A 20,030-nucleotide genomic window follows, 5' to 3' on the forward strand; every position below is an offset into this window, starting at 1 on the left:
ACATGCATCGGCATATAACGCTGCGATATCTGCTTCACTTGGGCCTACTGGCGCATTAGCGATACAGTCATCGATATCAGTCATTCCTGTTGGTAATGTACCTGTAAGCTCTGGTGCAGTATCGTCTTTGTTTAAAGTAAACGTAGAACTACAATTTTTACTTTGATCACATTCATCATCTACGGTATAAGTAATTGAAATTACAGAACCGTCACAAATATTTGTTGGTGCTGTTAAATCAGCATAAGCTACTGTATTTCCATCTACAGTTACCTCATAGCTTTCAGTCACAGTACCTCCGCCGCCACTGGTGGTAAATCCATCTAGCCAGTTTGAAAATGCAAAATTTATATCGTCAGTACAACTAACTGAAACAGCAGTTGGACAATTTATTTCTAAAGTTGGAGCAGGATTAACGGTAACGACAGCACCAGCACTATTGGTACATCCATTTCCATCTGTATAAGTATAGGTTACATTATAAGGCCCATTAGCTAAACCGGTCGCATCAAATAGTCCGCTGGCACTAACATTACCATCTACATCACTCCAAGTACCACCTGTTGGTGACGCTGTTAATTGTACAGTTAGGTTTGTACATTCAATAGAGGCATTATTGGCTGTAACAACTGGTAATGGGTTAATAGTAACTACTAGAGCTGATCGCTCACTTTCACAATTTAAATCTTCATAGGTTTGTGTAACATAATAAGTTTTAGTACCTACCGTATCCGTACTAGGAATAATTGTTGCCTCCCCAGTTTCATCATCTAAAGATGTGTACCACAAATATTCTGGCCCATTAGGAGTCAAAGCAACAGCGTCCGCTCCTAGGCAATAAGCAATATTCGTTGTTGTTGGCGGTTCTGGAGTAACTTTAAAAGCAGCTCCAACAAAATCTTGTAAGGAGGCTGTTACAGATTGTGAATTACGCGTTTCTAATAAAAAACTTGCGAAACAGGCATTCCCTCCTGCTTCTATGATATCACCTAATGCAATAAAGCCTTCAAAAAAGGCGCCTTGGTGGTAGGTATTTGGTGGTGGAACTCCCTTACTGGGAACATTTTTTCCCTGATAAGTCCACATTGAATTTGTCATGCCATCCTGACCGCCTATTACGGATGCAGCAAACGGACCAGGACTTGGTATAGTTACATTGGCCGAATTTACGACTGCATTATTTGTTATTCCTAAAAACTTTAAATTTCCACTTGACTCATCGCCGTTTGGTGCATTAGAAGGAAGACCCGTATAAACGGCGTCAGCAGGATTATCTACCCATTGAAAAATACGAAGCTGTACTGTACCTCCACCATTGGTGAAATTACTCAATACTAATAAATCGCCTTCGACATGCATGCCTGAAAAAGTACTATTACTTAATCCGTCGCCTTGGCGCTCAACACCTCCTAGAAAAAACCAGAGTCCAATTTGAGCATCACCATTAATGGCAAGCCTATCTCCAAAGAAATACAACCTAGTTCCGATAATTACGGCACCAGCATTAGAAATATCTCCTTTGTTATTGGTTTGACCTAAATTCCAACCCCACTCCGAAATTAAATCAGGATCTTGTGAACCTGTAGTAAATTGAGAGTCATCTGTAGCATTAGGGTCTCTCTTAAAAACCTTCGCTGGATAAGCTGGATTATCTAATGCTGCAACCCAATCAGATATATCATTATCTCCAATAATAATTTGTGCTTCTGCTTGGTTCGCACTAAATAAAAAAAGCATAACCATGGCCAAGCCCGTTATACTTTTGGTTAAATTCTTAAAAATGAATCTACAACACAGGGGCATAAGATCATTTTTGATTTGAGTAATTTTGTACATCAACATAGCTTATTGTTTAATTAATAATCTGTTAACATAACAAATAATGTAGGGTGTAAAATAGATTAACCAACCCTGGGAAACTCCAAGACTGATTTAACATAGGTGAGTTAAATACTGTAGAAAGTGGCTTAATTCTGCTATTAATCAAACCTTTATGAAAGAGAAAATTCCTTCAAACTATTAAATCAAATTTAGAATTTTATTTCTGTTACAAAAATCTATATTTCATTTTTTAGACCAACGGATTGTTTTAAAAGACAAGCAACACTTTTTTGAATTTTTCGCATTATTTTGCTGGATTATCAGTTATTTTAATCGATTAAATGTTAAAGACATCTTAAAAATCGATGAAGTTCACATTTTTGTACATTCTAAACTTAGTTGAAGTAAAATACTTCAACACGATATGTTAATTATTAATAAAATGGCTCTGTAAACTTGAATAATCTCATTATTTTTGATAAAATTCAAAATTATTCCTAATGAAGTATGTACTTTTTTTATGTTGCGCCATGACCATGGTTGCATGTAAAACCGAACCTAAAATTAATTACGCCCTTTTATCTGGAAAAGTAACTAATGCTACCACCGATAAAGTAACTGTATACAGCGTAGATTTCGATCAAGAAATTAGCATTAAACCAGATGGCACTTTTGCTGATACCCTAAAGCTTACAGAACCTGGTTTTTATGACTTTAGTATTGGTAGAGAAGTCACTAAAATTTACCTTAAACATGGCGATGTTTTAAACATTTCAGTAGATCAAAATTTATTTGATGAAACTATAAAATATTCAGGGAAAGGTGCGGTAGAGAATAATTATTTGGCTACAAAGCAACAAAATAATGAAAAGCACACTGACAATTCCCAAGAACTTTATTTGTTAGATGAACAAGCATTCAAAACTAAAGTAGAAGAATTAAAGCAAAGCAATGCATCCTTATTATCAGAATTAATTGATGCTGACCCAAATTTTATTGCAGATGAAACCAAAAATCTTGAATACGATAGTTATTCATTGTTAACTGCTTATGAAGGAAGTCATAAGTACTACACCAAAAATGAAGAATTTACAGTTTCTGAAACCTTCTTACCTGAAGCTTTAAAGCAATTAACTTTTGATGACTCAAAAGCCTACAAAAATTCATCTTCTTATAAAAATATGGCATTTAGAAAGGTATTAGATACCATTTTTGACACTATTGGAGAAGACTACCAAAACGCTTCTACAGAACATTTAAAAACGATTACAGAAATTCAAATTCCTGCTTTAAAAAATGATGTGATCAGATATTTAGGAAGTTTCTTAATTTCGCCTGGCAACCCTAATATGGAATCGGTATATACTTTTTTCACCAACAATGTTACGGATTCTAAAATCAAAGAAAATCTTGATGCAACCTATGCCAAAGGTAAAGACTTGGTTAGAGGTAAACCATCACCTCAATTTACTAATTATGAAAATCATAAAGGAGGCACGCTTTCACTTGCCGATTTAAAAGGAAAATATGTTTACATAGATGTTTGGGCAACTTGGTGCGGACCTTGCAAAAGAGAAATACCCTACCTAAAAGAAGTTGAAACTCAATTTCACGGTAAAAACATTGAGTTTGTAAGCACCTCTATTGATGTCGCCAAAGATCATGACAAATGGGATGCTATGGTAAGGGATATGCAATTAGGTGGTGTTCAGCTTTTCGCTGATAATGATTGGAAATCGCAATTTGTAACTGATTATGCTATTGAAGGAATTCCAAGATTTATTTTAGTTGATCCAGATGGTAATATAATAAGTGCTGATGCCCCTAGACCTTCAAATCCAAAATTGGTTGAACTGTTTAACTCTTTAAAAATTTAGTTCAAATTATATCTAATAGAAAAGAGCCGCCTATTAAATGTGGCTCTTTTTTTTAGGTTAAAAGTGCTCAATTAGTTTCTTCATTAGTTGAGCTCTGTTCTTGTGGTTCAGGCTGCGCAAATAAATCTAAATAAGCGCTGCTCAATGTTTCTATAACATCGCTGGCAATCAAACTTTGATACCCCGTGCTTTCAACTGCAATATCTGCAGCCCTTCCGTGTAAATAAACGCCAAATATAGTGGCAACCAAAGGTTCATAACCTTGAGCAATAAGTCCAGTAATAATACCTGTGAGTACGTCACCAGAACCAGCAGTGGCTAATCCTGGATTGCCCGTCGTATTGATATAGCATGTATCTAAAAACACGGTTACAGTATGTGCACCTTTAATGACGATAATAAGCTGATACTTTTTAGACAAAACCTTAACTTTTTCGAGCTTATCAAAATCATCGGTCCAGGCTCCAATCAAGCGTTCTAATTCCTTTGAATGAGGCGTTAAAACTGTTTGTTTTGGGATTAATTTTAAAAGTGATTTCTTTATGGAAAGAAGATTTAAAGCATCGGCATCCAAAACCAGTGGTTTCTTATTTTCTTTTAAAAAATTTTCGAATGCGACAAGGGTATAATTTTCGGTCCCCAACCCCACTCCAATACCAATGGCTCTAGCATTAATTTCAAATTTAATGTCGGATATATGATTAGTATTACTATCGGTAATCACCATGGCTTCAGGGAATGACGCTTGAAGCGCATTATACCCACATTTTGGAATAAACGCAGTAATTAAACCTGCTCCCGACGACAGCGCGCCTCTACTAGCTAGAGTCACTGCTCCAATTTTACCGTAACTCCCTCCTATGATTAAGGCATGCCCGTAATCACCTTTATGCGAAAATTTAGCTCTCGGTTTGTACAATGGTAACACTTCATATTTCCCAATGAGTTCGATGTTAGTTTCAACGATTGACAAATAATCCTGATCTAGTCCAATATCTAATACATCCCAATGTTGTGTAAACTTTGCGGTTTGTGGAAGAAAGAACACCAATTTGGCCGATTGAAAACTTAAGGTAAAATTTGCCCAAACAACCCCATTTTCATCTTCAGGCACTTTATCCATATAAAGTCCAGACGGAATATCAACTGCAAGCGTAAATGCTTTTGAAGCTCTAAAATGCTGAAACAAACCTTTTATCCAATCGTCTGCTGGCCGATTCAACCCTATGCCAAAAACAGCATCTATAATAATATCCTTTTTATCTAGTGAAGGAAAGTCTTCCTTACAACTTAATAAGGTAGGCCATTCTTTTGTTGTCTGTTTTATTAGGTCATAATTGATCAAAAAATCTTTAGATCTTTTGTCACTACAATTGACCACGTAGGTTTTTACGTTGTAACCATGGGTAACTAAATGTCGGGCAATCACCAAACCATCGCCACCATTATTTCCTATCCCACAAAACACATGAACAGGCACTTGAGCACCTTGGATTCGCATATGCAACCAATTAAAAATTTGCATTCCTGCGCGTTCCATTAAATCTGCTGAAGCTATTTGCTGCTTTTTTACTGTTAGCTCATCCGCTTTATAAATTTGTTCTTTAGAAAGGATCTTCATATTGAACTGTTAAATCTCAAAAAACCTTTAATGAAACTGGTTTTTTATTAAATTAAAGTTGATAATTTCAATGATTCGACAAAAAAAATCATTTTATTTTTTTATTGATTCAAAAATAATACTTTTGGGGGGTAATACTACTATAATGAATTATAGAACAATCAATAATGTGAACAATATTATGTCTTCATTAAGCGAAAATACCGCTTTAGTTATTACTTTTACCTCTACAATCACCCCTTTGGGGTAAGCGCTATTATTTCAGATCATTTATAAACCTATTCTATTATAATTTAATCTATTAAACGATTAACAATGAACGTATTAAAATTTGGAGGAACCTCGGTTGGTTCAACTAATAATATAAACAATGTAATATCCATTTTAGAAACCTATTCTAAAAAACAACAAGTAATTGCCGTTGTATCTGCCGTTGGCGGGATAACTGATAAACTATTAAAAGCTGGAGAATTGGCTCAAAGCAAAGACGAAGCTTATTTAAATGCCTTTGAAGAAATTAAAAGTATTCATCTTAAACTCCTTTCAGATTTAAACCCAAAGCTAGATCAGAAAATCAAGAATACCTTAGAGGATAAATTGGCGAATTTAAAAAGTCTTTTGGATGGTATTTTCTTGATTAATGAACTTTCTCCAAAAACATCTGATAAGTTAGTAAGTTTTGGTGAGTTATTGTCCTCATATATCATAGCAGAATCTATGAAGGCAAGAGGATTAGATGCACTTAGAAAGAATAGCCAAGACCTAATAGTAACCAACTCCAATTTTACAAGGGCCGAAGTCAATTATGAAATCACCAATACTAATATTGTAGGTTACTTTACCGAGGCAAAACAGCAAATCACCATATTACCTGGTTTTATTTCAAAATCACAATCTGGTGAAATCACAACACTAGGTCGTGGTGGATCCGATTTTACTGCTGCAATTGTTGCGGCTGCTTTAAATGTTGAACGATTGGAAATTTGGACAGACGTAAGTGGCATGTTTACTGCAAATCCAAAACTGGTTAAACAAGCTTATCCTATTGAAAGTCTGTCGTATCAGGAGGCTATGGAGTTGTCACACTTTGGAGCCAAAGTACTTTATCCTCCAACAGTGCAACCTGTGTTAGATTTAAATATTCCTATTCATATAAAAAATACACTAGAGCCCAATGCTGCTGGAACCAAAATTTCGGCAGATGCCGTGGTTAAAGTGAGTCCTGTAAAAGGAATTAGCAATATTGATCAAATCGCTTTATTGACACTTCAAGGCAATGGAATGGTTGGCATACCAGGATTTTCAAAACGTTTATTTGAAACTCTGGCGCAGGAAAAAATCAATGTGATTTTAATTACCCAAGCCTCTTCCGAACACTCTATCTGTATAGGAATTGATCAAAAAGAGGCGATTAGAGCACAACAAGCTATAGACCTGGCCTTTGAAAATGAAATTTCATTACATAAAATTGATCCTATAATTGTTGAAATCGATTTATCTATAGTCGCTTTAGTTGGAGATCAAATGAAAAGCCATCAGGGCATTAGTGGTAAAATGTTCAGCGCGTTGGGCAAAAACAATATTAATGTAAGAGCCATTGCGCAAGGTGCTTCAGAAAAAAACATTTCTGCCGTAATTAATAATAAAGACGTTAAAAAAGCACTCAATGCATTGCATGAGCAATTTTTTGAAGTCAAAACCAAACAGCTCAATGTTTATATTACCGGTATTGGAAATGTTGGAGAAAAATTAATTGAACAGATAGAGCAACAACATAGTTTCTTAAAAAAGAACCTTCAAATTGACCTTCGCATTATCGGTATGTCCAATTCCAGAAAAATGATCTTTAATGAAAAAGGAATTGACCTTTCAAATTGGGCTTCACAGTTTCATTATGCAGAAAAATCAGACTTAAAAGGCTTTTTGAAAAGAGCTGTTGATTTTAATTTGCGCAATAGCATATTTGTAGATATTACAGCCAGCGAAGAGGTTGCCGATATGTATGCTGAATACTTGAAAAATAGTATTGCCGTTGTGGCTTGTAATAAAATTGCTTGTGCCGATACTTATGATCGTTACAAACAGCTGCAAGATCTTTCACTAAAATACAATACGCCATTTTTATACGAAACCAATGTTGGTGCAGGATTACCAATTATTAACACTCTTAAAAACCTTGTAGCATCAGGAGATAAAGTAACTAGTATCCAGGCAGTATTATCTGGAAGTTTGAATTTTATTTTTAATAATTTTAGTGACCGAAAAAATTTCCACGATACGGTGAAACAAGCGCAATATGAAGGTTATACTGAACCTGACCCTAGAATTGATTTAAGCGGTATTGATGTAGCAAGAAAAGTTTTGATTTTAGCTAGAGAAAATAGAACAAATCTTAATTTGGAAGATATTGAAAATGAGTCCTTTTTAACGGAAGCAAATCGAAATAGTAAGTCCATTGACGATTTCTACGAAACGCTTATTGAAGATGAAGCACATTTTCAAAATTTATATGCTTCAGCAAAAGCTAAAAACTGTCGATTGAAATACGTAGCCGAATTCAATAAAGGTAAAGCCAAAGTTGGCCTTAAGGAAATTCCCGAAGGACATCCATTTTACAGTTTAGAAGGAAAAGATAATATCGTTATGTTCTACACCGCACGTTATCCTGAACAACCTTTAATCATAAAAGGTGCTGGTGCTGGTGCTGATGTAACGGCTTCAGGGTTATTTGCCGATATTATTAAAATTGGAAATAAATAATACATGACTGAAATAAAAATCTTTTCTCCAGCGACAGTAGCCAATGTATCTTGTGGATTTGATGTTTTGGGGTTTTGTTTGGATGGTATTGGAGACGAAATGATTGTTCGAAAAACACCTGAGAAAGGAATTAAAATCACAAAAATTAAGGGCTACGATCTCCCAAATGAAGCTACTAAAAATGTTGCTGGTGTAGCCGCATTAGCATTAATTGAAGATGCTCAACCCGATTGTGGTTTTGAAATTGAAATTTATAAAAACATAAAGCCAGGTAGTGGTGTTGGCAGCAGTTCTGCCAGTGCATCTGGTAGTGTTTTTGCAATTAACGAGCTACTTGGCAGACCATATTCTAAAACGCAGCTCACTTATTTTGCAATGAAAGGTGAAGCACTGGCAAGTGGCAGTGAACATGCCGATAATATTGCTCCTGGAATTTTTGGAGGGTTTACTTTAGTAAAAAGTACGGTTCCGCTTGAAGTAGTAGAATTACCAACACCCAATGATTTGTTTGCAGTAATCATTCATCCACAAATTGAAATTAAAACCTCTGAAGCACGGGCAATTTTACCTAAAGACATCCCTTTAAAAAATGCGATTACACAATGGGCTAACATGGGAAGTTTAGTACACGCATTACATATTAGTGATTATCAAATGATAAAGCGATCCTTAATTGATGTGGTTGTGGAACCCTATAGAAGTCGGTTAATTCCTCATTATAATGAAGTGAAATTAGCGGCTTTCAATAAGGGTGCTTTAGGATGTGGAATTTCGGGCTCTGGACCTTCAATCTTTACTTTGTGTCAGGGACAAATTCAAGCAGAACAGGTTGAACTTGCCATGCGTGAAGTATATTCACAAACCGATATTGCATTTAATACCTATTCGTGTAAAATAAATACAACAGGAATTAAGATACTTGCTACAGACAGCTAACTACTATTTTACTGAAACGCTAACATCAATCGTTATACAGCAATGAACTATTATTCACTAAATAAAAAAGCACCTAATACATCGTTTAAAGATGCGGTTATTAAAGGATTGGCTCCAGATAAAGGACTCTATTTTCCTGAAGAGATTAATGCTTTACCAAAATCATTTTTTGAAAATATTGATAACTTATCTTACACCGAAATTGCTTTCGAGACTATTAAACAATTTGTCACACCCGATATCCCTGAAGATGTTTTAAAAACTATTATTGAAGAAACGCTTTCATTTGATTTTCCTGTTATTGAATTAAATCAAAACATTTCAACTTTAGAATTGTTTCATGGTCCTACCATGGCATTTAAAGATGTTGGTGCACGTTTTATGGCCAGATGTTTAGGGTATTTTAATCAGAATAATGACCAGGAAGTTACCGTTTTAGTGGCGACATCAGGCGATACCGGAGGTGCAGTTGCTAATGGATTTTTGGGTGTTGAAGGTGTTAATGTGGTGATATTATATCCAAGCGGCAAAGTCAGTGATATTCAAGAAAAACAATTGACTACACTCAAAAAAAATATTACTGCTTTAGAAGTTGATGGTGTGTTTGATGATTGTCAAGATATGGTGAAACGTGCATTTTTAGATGAAGAATTGACAACACATATGCAATTAACTTCAGCTAACTCCATAAATGTAGCACGTTGGCTACCGCAATTATTTTATTTTGTATTTGCTTATAAACAATTGCACAACAAGCATAAAGAAATTGTGTTTTCTGTTCCCAGTGGAAATTTTGGAAATATCTGCGCAGGAATGATGGCTCAACAATTAGGCTTACCAATAAAACATTTTATTGCGTCAAATAATGACAATAATGTGGTAACTGAATACCTACAGTCCGAACAGTACAATCCAAAGCCTTCAGTACAAACAATTAGCAATGCCATGGACGTTGGAAATCCAAGTAATTTTATTCGAATCCAAGAGATTTACCATAACAACTTTGAAGCTCTTAAAGAAAATCTATCTTCTTACAGTTTCTCTGATAAGCAAACCAAAGAAGCCTTAAAGGAAATCTATAATGACTATAGTTATGTTGCTGATCCACATGGTGCTGTAGGATATTTAGGCTGCAAAGCCTACTTAAAAGAGCACCCAGAAACTCATTGTGTGTTTTTAGAGACTGCGCATCCAACGAAATTTTTAGACATAGTTGAAGACACCATTAGGGAAAATATTGACCTCCCTGAACAAATCTTAAAAGTGATGGACAAGAAGAAGAAATCCATTAAAATTAGTTCGTACAACGAGCTCAAAGAGGTGTTATTAAAATAAGGATAATGACTTTAGTTGATTGGATTGGGTTTTTAGGCGTATTTCAAATTCTTTTGGCCTATGTTTTAAATAGTATTGGAAACATTACAAACAAAGGTTTAGTATTCATTTTACTTAATCTTATTGGCGCAACAATGGCTTGTGTGGCCTCTATCCTACTCAACTATTGGCCCTTTATTATTTTAGAAGGCATTTGGGCTCTGGTTTCCCTATACGCGCTTTTCAATTATAAAAAAACAACTTAAGTCTTATTTTCAATCACTTGCCTTTTAATTGAAATAGTATTACTTTCACTTTTATTCCCAAATACTAGCATTGGCTTATCCTTCTTATTAGATCATTAACCTGCCATGATTAAATTTTTCCGAAATATCCGCAAAACCATGATAAAAGAAAACAAAGTGAGCAAGTATTTGCTCTATGCCATAGGCGAAATTGTACTGGTAGTCATTGGTATTCTCATTGCGTTACAAGTCAACAATTGGAACGAATCCAGAAAACTCAAAGAGACCGAAAGGGAATTTTTTCAAGGGGTAAGAAGCGACCTTCTGCAGGACAAGGCTTATATGAACCATATTATAGAAAAGGCCAACATAAAAATAACGGCCTACAAAATGTTTAGTAAAGATTTACCTAATCTTTACGAAACCAACAGACCTAAACTCGATTCCTTATTGAACATTTATTTCGCTTTGGGAGGTACCTTCTACCCTATTTCTGGTTCCTTTAATTCGGCAATGTCAAGTAATGAATTCAACACCTTTAAAAACAAACCATTAAAAATGATGGTTATCAAATTGTATAATTCAACGTATGCCAGACTCATGGACAACGCCAAAGACGTCGACAACCGATGGTTTTATGTCATAAAAAAATATAGCCGAGTAAGACGAACGGGGAATTTAGGCAACTTTATTCAAGATCAATTGGAGGAGTTTGAAGACGACGTATTCTATCACATATACGGCCTTGAATATTATATCGGTAATTTAAAATCAGCTATTGAAGAAATAGATGCGTTTTTGGAGAACGAGCAAAATGCTTGGGACTGATTTAAAAAAGCCACACATATCCTGAACATGATTTTGAATGTATTGTCTAAACATCCAAAACAAGCTTATAACCTATCCCTCGAATATTCACGATCTTTACTTTTGAATCGAATTCCAGTTTCTTCCTCAATTTTGAAATAAAAACATCCAAAGTCCTACCAATATAATCACCTTCATCACCCCAAACCCTGTTGAGAATTACACCGCGTTCAACTGGTGTATTAGCCGCATCGTATAATAACAAAAGTAAATCGGCCTCTTTGCTGGTAAGCTCAATTCTTTGCTCTTCAATGATTAGTTCTGAATTTCTTTTATCAAAATAATAGGCCCCCAATGAAATTAAATGGGCATTGCTAGAAGACCTACGTTTACGTTTCCAAAGGAAATAGAGCCCAATTGTAACTAGAAGTAGTAACACCGAAATTAAACTGTACTTCAAAACAGTATGTCTTTCATTTGAAGAACCTTCTATGGGTGTAGTAATTGCTGAAATTGTTTCTTCCGGAGGCAAAAAAGTAAACAGTAGACTGTAACAAGATTTTGGTTGACTTCTATCTGCGCAAGGAACAATATCCGATTTTCCCAAATTATCCATTTCAAAACTATATACTGTTTCTTTGGTTTCACATTGCTCTACCTCTACAATATACCTTACTGCTAGATTTGCATCTTTCACAACTCGGTCAACTATGGCTACTAATTTATCTGGGGTGAATTCAAATTCAGATTCAAATTGTAATCTGTAATTTCCATTTTCTTTGAGTATGGGTAAAACACGCGAAATACTATCTCCAGAATTGAGCAAGACTTGATGACCAATCATTCTCAAGGAGACTTCAATATGTTTTTCATTGAATTCTTCTTGAGCATTGCTTTCGCAAACAACAAACAAAATGCTTGATAAAAAACAGAAAATTATTTTTAAAGATGTATGGCGCATAACACAAAACTATTTAAATCTCTGACATTTTAAGATGATTTACATAAAATTTACATCATTTTACATTTCTTATGATTGTGGAAACAGTAATCACAATAATTTAGAGGAATGTTTAACCCTAAACCCACAATTATGAAACCACGTTTAATAATTTTTAGTTTAACATTAATAGTTTTGATTTTAACTATTGCTAATGTTGTTAACGCAAACAACACTTCTGTAACTACCGAAGAAGGGGTATCTACAAATCTAATTCCTGATCGTATACCCGTTACGAACAACACTTATAATGTCCATTTTGTAGACTTTGTGTATGATGTGAATTCTAGATTCATGACAACCATAACTAAAGAAAAACTGCTAAAGGCAAAATCAGTCCTTGATATTGTACCTAAAGAAGCAAAATGGGACAAACTTTCAGTCGAAACCGTTGTGGTTGCTGTACTCAAAGACGCTGAAGAAATAATTGAGATAGGAAATGAAATGCAACTGAACACTGCACAAATGAACCTTTTGAAATCAGTTGATTATTCCTCTAACATTTATATCAAAACAAGAGCCATAAATAATAATTATAAAAATAAATCAATTGAAGATTTTGCCTACTACATCACTATAGTCCCCGAAAAAGAAACTGCTTACAACGACGGACATGCAATATTCATGGCTTATCTTAAGGAAAAAAGCAGATCTTTAATAACTCATTTAAATGAAGACCAACTTCAAGCTGGAAAAATTGTTTTTACAATTACGAAAAATGGAACTATAGAAAATGTCCAATTAGAATCCTCATCTGGCTATAAATCCATTGATACCAAAATGATTGAAATCATTAAGAACGCACCAGGAACTTGGACACCCGCTGAAAATGCTAAAGGTGAAAAGGTAAATCAAACATTGGTGTTTTCCTTTGGAAAAATGGGTTGTTAGCAAAATGCCTGTTTCTTAATCTAACCTTGGCAATTCAAAAGTTCCAAAAACACTAGACTCTTTCATCAAGAGTTCGATCTCATCAGATTTACGAGGTGCTTCGGCCGATAAATTGATTGGACCATTTTCAGTGATCAATATATCATCCTCAATACGAACAGCGATACCCCACCACTTTTTGTCGCAAGGGCTTCCTTCTGGGATATAAATTCCAGGTTCAACGGTTATAACCATGTTTGGTTCAAAAGCACCTCTTAAACTAGGATCATGGACATCCAACCCTATATGATGTGAAGTCCCGTGCGGAAAATATTGTCGTGCATCGGTATCATCTTTGGCAATGCCTAGTTTAATAAGTCCTGCATTTATTACTTTTCGGGCAGCTTCATCAGGAGATCTTAAATTGTTACCAACTACAGTAGCAGCAATTCCTGCTTCTTGTGCTTCGTAAACGATGTCGTATATCAACTTTTGTTCAGTTGAAAATTTACCATTAGCAGGAATGGTTCTAGTGACATCGGCAGTATAGCCATGGTATTCAGCCCCTAAATCCATAAGCACTAAATCATTATCTACCTTGGTTTTATTATTTTCAATATAATGAAGCACACAACCATTACTACCCGCACCTACTATACTTGGGTAACCTTCATACTCGCTACCATATTTTTTATACACATATTCATGAATACCTTGAATTTCTGTCTCTGACATCCCAGGATGCATAGCTTTCATGATTTCACGTTGTCCCATGGCCGAAATTCGAATTGCTTTTTTGAGCAATACCAACTCTTCTGAGGTTTTTACTTCGCGTAAACCCGCCATTAATCTATTAAGTGTAGAATTGTCAACCGTTACTTTCTTTTCTTGTACCACATTAGTACTTTGATTCAATTCGACGTTCATTTTAGTTCCAGCAACGACCGTCGTTTCTGTATAACTAATTTGGGATTTAAAGGCTTGTATCAAATCATATAAATCGGCCTTATCGCGTTTGGAATCTCTATAATCATCCTTAAAACTATCAAACATTACACGGTCAAATTTTGCGTAATCAATACCAGATTCTAAAAATTCTGCTCCATTAAAAGCCATGTCAAAACCTAGTTGCTTCTTTGTACCTTCAACGCCAAGTCTGTAACCATTCCATTGTTCAGCTAGAGCATTTCTTTCTTGAACATAAATTAATTCATTATAGGTTTTGCCATCGGAATTTTTTTGGTCTTCTGAAAATATAACAAGCACAGCATTGGGCTCTTTATAACCTGTTAGATAATAAAAGTCAGGATCTTGATGATATACATAGTCCACATCGTTTGACCTATTACGTACTGCATTTGCAAAAAAAACAGCGACCGAATTTTCAGGCATGTCTTTTCGTAAAGCTTCTCTTCTACTCTTGTGAAAATCTGAAGACAGATAATCTTGAGGTAAGTCTTTTTGAGCTATTACAGCACTAGTAAAAATTAAAAAAAAGAGGCTAAAAAAATGAAGTTTCATATTATTATTTTTAAGGTTTCGAATTTACAGATTTAATTAATTTTAGAGAATTTGACGAATACATTTAACAATATTTTAAGGTGGGAATATTTAACGTTTTCATTTAAAGAAACAGATAAATTTATATACTTTTGTTGCGCTTTAAACTGTTAGTAATTGGACAGATAATAACGAATATGTATTCATAACACTAAATAAAACCATGAAAAACACTGCATTAACTCAAACACATATCGCTTTAGGAGCTAAAATGGTGCCATTTGCTGGCTATAATATGCCTGTTCAATACGAAGGTGTCAATGCCGAACACGAAACTGTTAGAACTGGTGTAGGTGTTTTTGATGTTTCCCATATGGGTGAATTTTTAATCGAAGGTCCAAATGCTTTAGATCTTATCCAAAAAGTGACTAGCAATGATGCTTCAAAATTAGCAATTGGCAAAGCCCAATACAGTTGTTTACCTAACGAAAACGGTGGTATTGTGGACGATTTAATTGTTTACAGAATTAAGGAAGAAACCTATTTATTAGTCGTTAATGCTAGCAACATTGAAAAAGACTGGAATTGGATCAGCTCAAAAAATGATGTTGGTGCTAGTATGCGGAATTTAAGTGAAGACTATTCTCTTTTGGCCATTCAAGGACCAAAAGCTGTTGAAGCCATGCAATCGCTGTCTAGCCATGACCTTTCTGCTATAAATTTCTACAATTTTATAGTTGGTGATTTTGCAGGAATTGAACATGTTATCATTTCGGCTACTGGTTATACAGGTAGTGGTGGTTTTGAAATTTATTGTAAAAACTCTGAAGTACAACAAGTTTGGGATCGCGTATTTGAAGCAGGTGCAGCATACGGTATTAAACCAATAGGTCTTGCCGCTCGCGACACCTTGCGTTTGGAAATGGGTTACTGTCTTTACGGTAACGATATTGATGACGCAACCTCGCCTATTGAAGCTGGTTTAGGATGGATTACAAAATTCACCAAGGAATTCACAAATTCCGAGGCATTAGCAGATGAAAAACAGCGTGGTCCAAAACGCAAACTCATTGCTTTTGAAATCGATGAACGTGGCATTCCTCGCCATGGTTACGATATTGTAGATGGTCAGGGAACAAAAATTGGAGAAGTAACTTCGGGTACAATGAGCCCATCCTTGAATAAAGGTATAGGTTTAGGTTATGTTCCAATCATTTTTGCTGAAGTAGGAAGTAAAATTAATATCCAAATTCGTAAAAATGCCATTCCTGCTACCGTGGTAAAACTTCCGTTCTATAAAGGTTAGTAGTTAATTATTGGAGGATATAATGAAGGAGAACCATACTAAACATAGAGTATTGATTTTGGGTGGAAGCGGATTTTTAGGCAACGCCATTTACAAAGAACTTTGCTCCTACTTTAAAACCTTTTGCACTTATCATACTCCAAGAAAGGAATTTGAAAGCAACAAGCATTTTTTTCAATACAAAGTTGAAGAAGATGATATATTTGACATACTTAAGGCTACACGTCCAAGTATTATTATTTCAGCTTTAAGAGGCGATTTTCATGCGCAAATTATAGCCCATCAACACATAGCCGAATACCTTTTGCTAAATGACTGTAAGATTATCTTTTTATCATCAGCAAATGCATTTGATGGTTATAGCAAATATCCTAGCTATGAGCTTGATAAAACCTTAAGTGAAAGCATTTATGGACATTTCAAAATTAAAATTGAAAATCTACTATTAAGATTACCTAAAAAGAAAGTTGTTGTAGTGCGATTACCCATGGTTTTGGGAGCACAATCACCTCGCGTAAAAGAAATTAAACAGCACGTTATTGATAAAACCGCAGTCGAGATATTTCCAAATATCATCATGAACGTCACTACAGATTCCAAAGTCACCCAGCAAATCCATTATATTATCAACCGTAATAAAACTGGAATTTTCCATTTAGGCAGTACAGATCTGGTGCATCATGACGAATTTTTCAAGGATATCGTTAATTCGGTTTCTACTAATCATGTGGTTTACAAACATGTATATACCACGAATGAAGATCGTTATCTGGCCGTACTTCCCAAATTCAATAAGCTCCCAAAACATTTGCAAATTACAAGTTCAGAAGTTTTAGAAGAACTTAAAAAATAGCATCGCTATTCGCTATTTATTCTTTAATTTTATAGGAAAACAAAATACATTATGTCCTTATTAAATAAAGATCAAATAGAACAAAAATTACTCGGTTTACCAGACTGGGATTATTTTGACAATGCCATTCATGCCGAATTTGAATTTGAAAATTTCAAAGATTGCTTTAGTGCTATGAGCCGTATTGCCTTTGAATGTGAAGCCATGAACCATCATCCCAATTGGTCGAACGTGTATAACGTCTTAACCATTTCATTGTCTACACACAGCGCTAATGGTGTTACTGAAAAGGATTTTAAACTCGCTGAAGCTATTGATGCGATTGTTGTTCCTGAAGACGAATAATAGAGTTTAATGTCGTGGTATTCATTAGATAATCAAAGAATTTGAAGCTTTTTTCTTCAGTTCATAGATTTTCTTAAATTTGACCTCTCAAAAAAATACGTTTAATCGTTAACTTATAATTTTATATGGGAAGAGCTTTTGAGTTTCGTAAAGCACGCAAAATGAAACGTTGGTCTGCTATGAGTAAGGCTTTTACGCGCATTGGTAAAGATATTGTGATGGCTGTTAAAGAAGGTGGTCCTGATCCCGATAGCAATGCCCGCTTACGCGCTGTGATTCAAAATGCAAAAGCAGTCAACATGCCAAAGGACAACGTTGAGCGTGCTATAAAACGAGCTAGTGATAAAAGTTTAGGCGAATATAAAGAAGTGCTTTTTGAAGGTTATGCACCGCATGGGATCGCTATTTTAGTAGAGACAGCTACCGATAACAACACGCGTACCGTAGCCAATATTCGCAGTTATTTTAATAAATGTGATGGGAGCTTGGGCACTTCTGGTTCTGTAGTATTTATGTTTGATCATACCTGCAACTTCAGAATTAATGCAGAAGGTTTGGATCCTGAAGAACTCGAACTAGAACTTATAGATTTTGGAGCCGAGGAAGTGTTTGTGGATGACGATGGCATATTGATCTACGCGCCTTTTGAAAGCTTTGGTGCTATTCAGGCGGAACTAGAAAACAGAGATATAGAAATTTTATCTTCTGGATTTGAGCGCATCCCACAGGTCACTAAAAAACTTACACCCGAACAAGCTGCCGATGTTGAAAAACTCCTTGAAAAAATTGAGGAAGATGATGATGTGCAAAACGTCTATCACACAATGGAGGAAACTACAGAAGATTAATTAAAACTAAATCATAGATTTAAAGAGGCTTATTAGCCTCTTTTTTATTAAAAGTAATTGGTATAACGCAGTTGATAATGATTATATTAGCAATGAAAGAGCAATCTATAAAGTTTTATACCTACTAAAACTAGAAATGTTTAGCGAATATGCAAAGCTTGAAAAATGAAACTGTTTCAATCTAATCAAAATGAATACCGGAGGAACCAATTTAGCAACACTTATACAACATATGAAACCAAAACTTAATAAGGGTGACTATGTATTTTGTTCGGTTAAGGATATTAGTAAAATAGATCGAAAAGACACGCTTTTTGAGTTTAAAGAAGCAGAAGGTGTTACTATTGTTCTTGAACACTCTAAAGCCATTCAACTAGGACTTGAATTTCATTATATAGCCTCTTGGATTACTTTACAAGTGCATTCGGCTTTAGAGGCTGTTGGTTTAACTGCTGCTTTTTCAAATGAATTAGCTAAACATCAAATTAGCAGCAATGTAGTTGCCGGGTACTTTCATGACCACATTTTTGTGGATAAAAAAAATGCTACTAAAGCTATAAACGTTTTAAAAACACTTTCGAAAAATTATACTAACTAAGTTTATAAAATCACTATCTTACATTTAAATCTCATTTACAATGAAAAACAGAATTACCATCTTATGTTTTGTTCTATTTACCAATTTTTTAATAGCACAGGATACGCCCAAAATTTTAATGAATTTTAATCATGTCTCGCTGTCGGTAAGTGATGTCAATGTTTCGGCAGATTTTTACAAGAGCATGTTTCAACTTGAAGAAATCATAAACCGAACAAAAATAGAGGGCATCAGATGGTTTTCACTTGGTGAAGGCAAAGAATTACACCTCATTTCAGTTGTTCCCGGAGATATTGTAATTAATAAAGCTGTTCATTTTGCTTTAACTACATCAACCTTTGATGAATTTGTTAAAAATTTAAACGATAAGAACATCAATTATACAAATTGGGATGGAGATGTTCAGGTTGTTTCTATTAGACCAGATGGCGTTAAACAGGTGTTTGTTCAAGATCCCGATGGGTACTGGATTGAGGTCAATAGCGTCGCACAAAATTAAAAGTTTAAAAGCAAAAGGTCACCACTTTCGCGGCGACCTCTGCAATCTCTCTTTCATAGCAATTATAACTTTAGTAAGTTAATGAAAGGGATGATAGATAATATGTTACTTTCCTCATTTACCTTACTTACGAAATTTTTTGAATTAGGGTTTTAGAAAAAATTAAATAGTATCTTTAAGCGTAACAATGTGTGAGAATGAAACAGCTTTTAGTGTCCTTTTACAGTGCTTTTAAAGAACTCGACGCCGAAACCATGGCATCATGTTATCATCCAGAAATTGTATTTCAGGATCCAGCCTTTGGGATATTGAAAGGTGAACGTGCAAAAAATATGTGGCGCATGCTTTGCGAGAGCCAAAAAGGAAAGGATTTTAAAATTACTTACTCACAAATTGAAGCTGATGATCAACTGGGAAGTGCCAGTTGGGAAGCCTTATATACCTTTTCAAAAACTGGACGAAAGGTGCATAATAAAATACGAGCAAGTTTTGAGTTTAAAGATGGAAAAATCATTAAACATACTGATGATTTTGATTTTAACAAATGGTCCAGCCAAGCTTTTGGTGTAAGAGGTGCAATTTTAGGTAGAACCAAGTTTTTTAGAAATAAGTTAAGACATCGCGTAAATAGGATGTTAAGCAAGTTTGAAGATCAATTAGCAGCAAAAAAGCTACTCTAAAGTTAAAGTAGCTTTTATGTTCATAGCAAATGATTGTTTCTTTTTAGGGACTTGTAAGTTTACTTTATGTTTCAATCAATAGCTGTTAACAAATATTCAAAAACCATGCCATGAACCTAATTTAAATGGTATTTGTTATTCACTTTGTCT

The 20,030-nt window shown here is 34.8% G+C and carries 18 protein-coding genes; 14 read left to right on the plus strand and 4 right to left on the minus strand.

What is annotated here, in order from left to right:
- The coding region (locus ACFO5O_RS14735) for a hypothetical protein (protein WP_387965162.1) at nucleotides 1-1,836 on the minus strand (1,836 nt) is incomplete at its 3' end.
- Nucleotides 1,837-2,321: 485 nt separating this feature from the next.
- Between ACFO5O_RS14735 and ACFO5O_RS14740 the strand changes: the two genes are divergently transcribed.
- A complete protein-coding gene (locus ACFO5O_RS14740) occupies nucleotides 2,322-3,698 on the plus strand; it encodes a TlpA family protein disulfide reductase (protein WP_387965164.1) in 1,377 nt (458 codons plus the stop codon).
- 67 nt (nucleotides 3,699-3,765) lie between these two features.
- On the opposite strand, the gene ACFO5O_RS14745 is transcribed toward ACFO5O_RS14740, so the two are convergent.
- Nucleotides 3,766-5,319 (minus strand): NAD(P)H-hydrate dehydratase, encoded by a 1,554-nt coding sequence (locus ACFO5O_RS14745; RefSeq protein ID WP_387965166.1) that lies wholly within the window; start codon nucleotides 5,317-5,319, stop codon nucleotides 3,766-3,768.
- A 315-nt stretch (nucleotides 5,320-5,634) separates the two neighbouring features.
- Here ACFO5O_RS14745 and thrA point away from each other — a divergent pair, with 315 nt between their 5' ends.
- The 5 genes from thrA (at nucleotide 5,635) to ACFO5O_RS14770 (ending at nucleotide 11,402) form a co-directional block, all read left to right on the plus strand.
- Nucleotides 5,635-8,079 (plus strand): bifunctional aspartate kinase/homoserine dehydrogenase I, encoded by a 2,445-nt coding sequence (thrA, locus tag ACFO5O_RS14750; protein WP_387965168.1) that lies wholly within the window; start codon nucleotides 5,635-5,637, stop codon nucleotides 8,077-8,079.
- 3 nt (nucleotides 8,080-8,082) lie between these two features.
- A complete protein-coding gene (locus ACFO5O_RS14755; RefSeq protein WP_387965170.1) occupies nucleotides 8,083-9,015 on the plus strand; it encodes a homoserine kinase in 933 nt (310 codons plus the stop codon).
- A gap of 42 nt (nucleotides 9,016-9,057) precedes the next feature.
- Entirely contained in the window at nucleotides 9,058-10,350 is a 1,293-nt protein-coding gene (thrC, locus tag ACFO5O_RS14760) for a threonine synthase (RefSeq protein ID WP_387965172.1), read from the plus strand.
- 5 nt (nucleotides 10,351-10,355) lie between these two features.
- The gene (locus ACFO5O_RS14765; RefSeq protein WP_387965174.1) at nucleotides 10,356-10,595 is read left to right on the plus strand and encodes a CBU_0592 family membrane protein; all 240 of its coding nucleotides are present in this window, start codon (nucleotides 10,356-10,358) and stop codon (nucleotides 10,593-10,595) included.
- A 138-nt stretch (nucleotides 10,596-10,733) separates the two neighbouring features.
- Nucleotides 10,734-11,402, plus strand: a complete 669-nt coding sequence (locus ACFO5O_RS14770; protein WP_387965176.1) for a DUF6090 family protein — start codon at nucleotides 10,734-10,736, stop codon at nucleotides 11,400-11,402.
- A 46-nt stretch (nucleotides 11,403-11,448) separates the two neighbouring features.
- On the opposite strand, the gene ACFO5O_RS14775 is transcribed toward ACFO5O_RS14770, so the two are convergent.
- Nucleotides 11,449-12,342, minus strand: coding sequence for a winged helix-turn-helix domain-containing protein (locus ACFO5O_RS14775; protein WP_387965177.1), 894 nt, complete (start codon nucleotides 12,340-12,342; stop codon nucleotides 11,449-11,451).
- A 132-nt stretch (nucleotides 12,343-12,474) separates the two neighbouring features.
- On the opposite strand from ACFO5O_RS14775, the gene ACFO5O_RS14780 reads away from it, so the two are divergent.
- Nucleotides 12,475-13,272: an energy transducer TonB gene (locus ACFO5O_RS14780; RefSeq protein ID WP_387965179.1), complete on the plus strand. Its 798-nt coding sequence runs from the start codon at nucleotides 12,475-12,477 to the stop codon at nucleotides 13,270-13,272.
- A 15-nt stretch (nucleotides 13,273-13,287) separates the two neighbouring features.
- Here ACFO5O_RS14780 and ACFO5O_RS14785 read toward each other — a convergent pair whose 3' ends face one another.
- Complete coding sequence (locus tag ACFO5O_RS14785) at nucleotides 13,288-14,772, minus strand: aminopeptidase P N-terminal domain-containing protein (protein ID WP_387965181.1); 1,485 nt, start codon at nucleotides 14,770-14,772, stop codon at nucleotides 13,288-13,290.
- 202 nt (nucleotides 14,773-14,974) lie between these two features.
- On the opposite strand from ACFO5O_RS14785, the gene gcvT reads away from it, so the two are divergent.
- From gcvT to ACFO5O_RS14820, 7 genes are all read left to right on the plus strand, one after another.
- On the plus strand, nucleotides 14,975-16,057 hold the full coding sequence (gene gcvT / locus ACFO5O_RS14790; protein ID WP_387965182.1) for a glycine cleavage system aminomethyltransferase GcvT: 1,083 nt from the start codon (nucleotides 14,975-14,977) through the stop codon (nucleotides 16,055-16,057).
- A 22-nt stretch (nucleotides 16,058-16,079) separates the two neighbouring features.
- Nucleotides 16,080-16,910 (plus strand): sugar nucleotide-binding protein, encoded by an 831-nt coding sequence (locus ACFO5O_RS14795; protein WP_387965184.1) that lies wholly within the window; start codon nucleotides 16,080-16,082, stop codon nucleotides 16,908-16,910.
- Nucleotides 16,911-16,961: 51 nt separating this feature from the next.
- On the plus strand, nucleotides 16,962-17,255 hold the full coding sequence (locus ACFO5O_RS14800) for a 4a-hydroxytetrahydrobiopterin dehydratase (protein WP_387965186.1): 294 nt from the start codon (nucleotides 16,962-16,964) through the stop codon (nucleotides 17,253-17,255).
- Between the two features lie 125 nt (nucleotides 17,256-17,380).
- Entirely contained in the window at nucleotides 17,381-18,103 is a 723-nt protein-coding gene (locus tag ACFO5O_RS14805) for a YebC/PmpR family DNA-binding transcriptional regulator (protein WP_387965187.1), read from the plus strand.
- 190 nt (nucleotides 18,104-18,293) lie between these two features.
- Nucleotides 18,294-18,701, plus strand: coding sequence for an ACT domain-containing protein (locus ACFO5O_RS14810; RefSeq protein ID WP_387965189.1), 408 nt, complete (start codon nucleotides 18,294-18,296; stop codon nucleotides 18,699-18,701).
- 40 nt (nucleotides 18,702-18,741) lie between these two features.
- The gene (locus ACFO5O_RS14815) at nucleotides 18,742-19,200 is read left to right on the plus strand and encodes a VOC family protein (protein WP_387965191.1); all 459 of its coding nucleotides are present in this window, start codon (nucleotides 18,742-18,744) and stop codon (nucleotides 19,198-19,200) included.
- Nucleotides 19,201-19,397: 197 nt separating this feature from the next.
- Nucleotides 19,398-19,880 carry a nuclear transport factor 2 family protein gene (locus tag ACFO5O_RS14820; protein ID WP_387965192.1) on the plus strand — a complete coding sequence of 161 codons (483 nt, stop codon included), beginning with the start codon at nucleotides 19,398-19,400 and terminating at the stop codon, nucleotides 19,878-19,880.
- Nucleotides 19,881-20,030: the final 150 nt, after the last annotated feature.

It is taken from the genome of Geojedonia litorea, assembly GCF_042654525.1.
In the GTDB taxonomy this organism is placed as follows: Bacteria; Bacteroidota; Bacteroidia; order Flavobacteriales; family Flavobacteriaceae; genus Geojedonia; species Geojedonia litorea.

What these genes read in the sequence shown, in the direction of transcription:
- ACFO5O_RS14775 (WP_387965177.1), bottom strand. Translation starts at nt 12,342, where the DNA reads ATGCGCCATACATCTTTAAAAATAATTTTCTGTTTTTTATCAAGCATT.
- thrC (WP_387965172.1), top strand. Translation starts at nt 9,058, where the DNA reads ATGAACTATTATTCACTAAATAAAAAAGCACCTAATACATCGTTTAAA.
- ACFO5O_RS14795 (WP_387965184.1), top strand. Translation starts at nt 16,080, where the DNA reads ATGAAGGAGAACCATACTAAACATAGAGTATTGATTTTGGGTGGAAGC.
- ACFO5O_RS14820 (WP_387965192.1), top strand. Translation starts at nt 19,398, where the DNA reads ATGAAACAGCTTTTAGTGTCCTTTTACAGTGCTTTTAAAGAACTCGAC.
- ACFO5O_RS14740 (WP_387965164.1), top strand. Translation starts at nt 2,322, where the DNA reads ATGAAGTATGTACTTTTTTTATGTTGCGCCATGACCATGGTTGCATGT.
- ACFO5O_RS14785 (WP_387965181.1), bottom strand. Translation starts at nt 14,772, where the DNA reads ATGAAACTTCATTTTTTTAGCCTCTTTTTTTTAATTTTTACTAGTGCT.
- ACFO5O_RS14780 (WP_387965179.1), top strand. Translation starts at nt 12,475, where the DNA reads ATGAAACCACGTTTAATAATTTTTAGTTTAACATTAATAGTTTTGATT.
- ACFO5O_RS14770 (WP_387965176.1), top strand. Translation starts at nt 10,734, where the DNA reads ATGATAAAAGAAAACAAAGTGAGCAAGTATTTGCTCTATGCCATAGGC.
- thrA (WP_387965168.1), top strand. Translation starts at nt 5,635, where the DNA reads ATGAACGTATTAAAATTTGGAGGAACCTCGGTTGGTTCAACTAATAAT.
- ACFO5O_RS14765 (WP_387965174.1), top strand. Translation starts at nt 10,356, where the DNA reads ATGACTTTAGTTGATTGGATTGGGTTTTTAGGCGTATTTCAAATTCTT.
- ACFO5O_RS14815 (WP_387965191.1), top strand. Translation starts at nt 18,742, where the DNA reads ATGAAAAACAGAATTACCATCTTATGTTTTGTTCTATTTACCAATTTT.
- ACFO5O_RS14805 (WP_387965187.1), top strand. Translation starts at nt 17,381, where the DNA reads ATGGGAAGAGCTTTTGAGTTTCGTAAAGCACGCAAAATGAAACGTTGG.
- ACFO5O_RS14810 (WP_387965189.1), top strand. Translation starts at nt 18,294, where the DNA reads ATGAATACCGGAGGAACCAATTTAGCAACACTTATACAACATATGAAA.
- gcvT (WP_387965182.1), top strand. Translation starts at nt 14,975, where the DNA reads ATGAAAAACACTGCATTAACTCAAACACATATCGCTTTAGGAGCTAAA.
- ACFO5O_RS14745 (WP_387965166.1), bottom strand. Translation starts at nt 5,319, where the DNA reads ATGAAGATCCTTTCTAAAGAACAAATTTATAAAGCGGATGAGCTAACA.
- ACFO5O_RS14755 (WP_387965170.1), top strand. Translation starts at nt 8,083, where the DNA reads ATGACTGAAATAAAAATCTTTTCTCCAGCGACAGTAGCCAATGTATCT.
- ACFO5O_RS14800 (WP_387965186.1), top strand. Translation starts at nt 16,962, where the DNA reads ATGTCCTTATTAAATAAAGATCAAATAGAACAAAAATTACTCGGTTTA.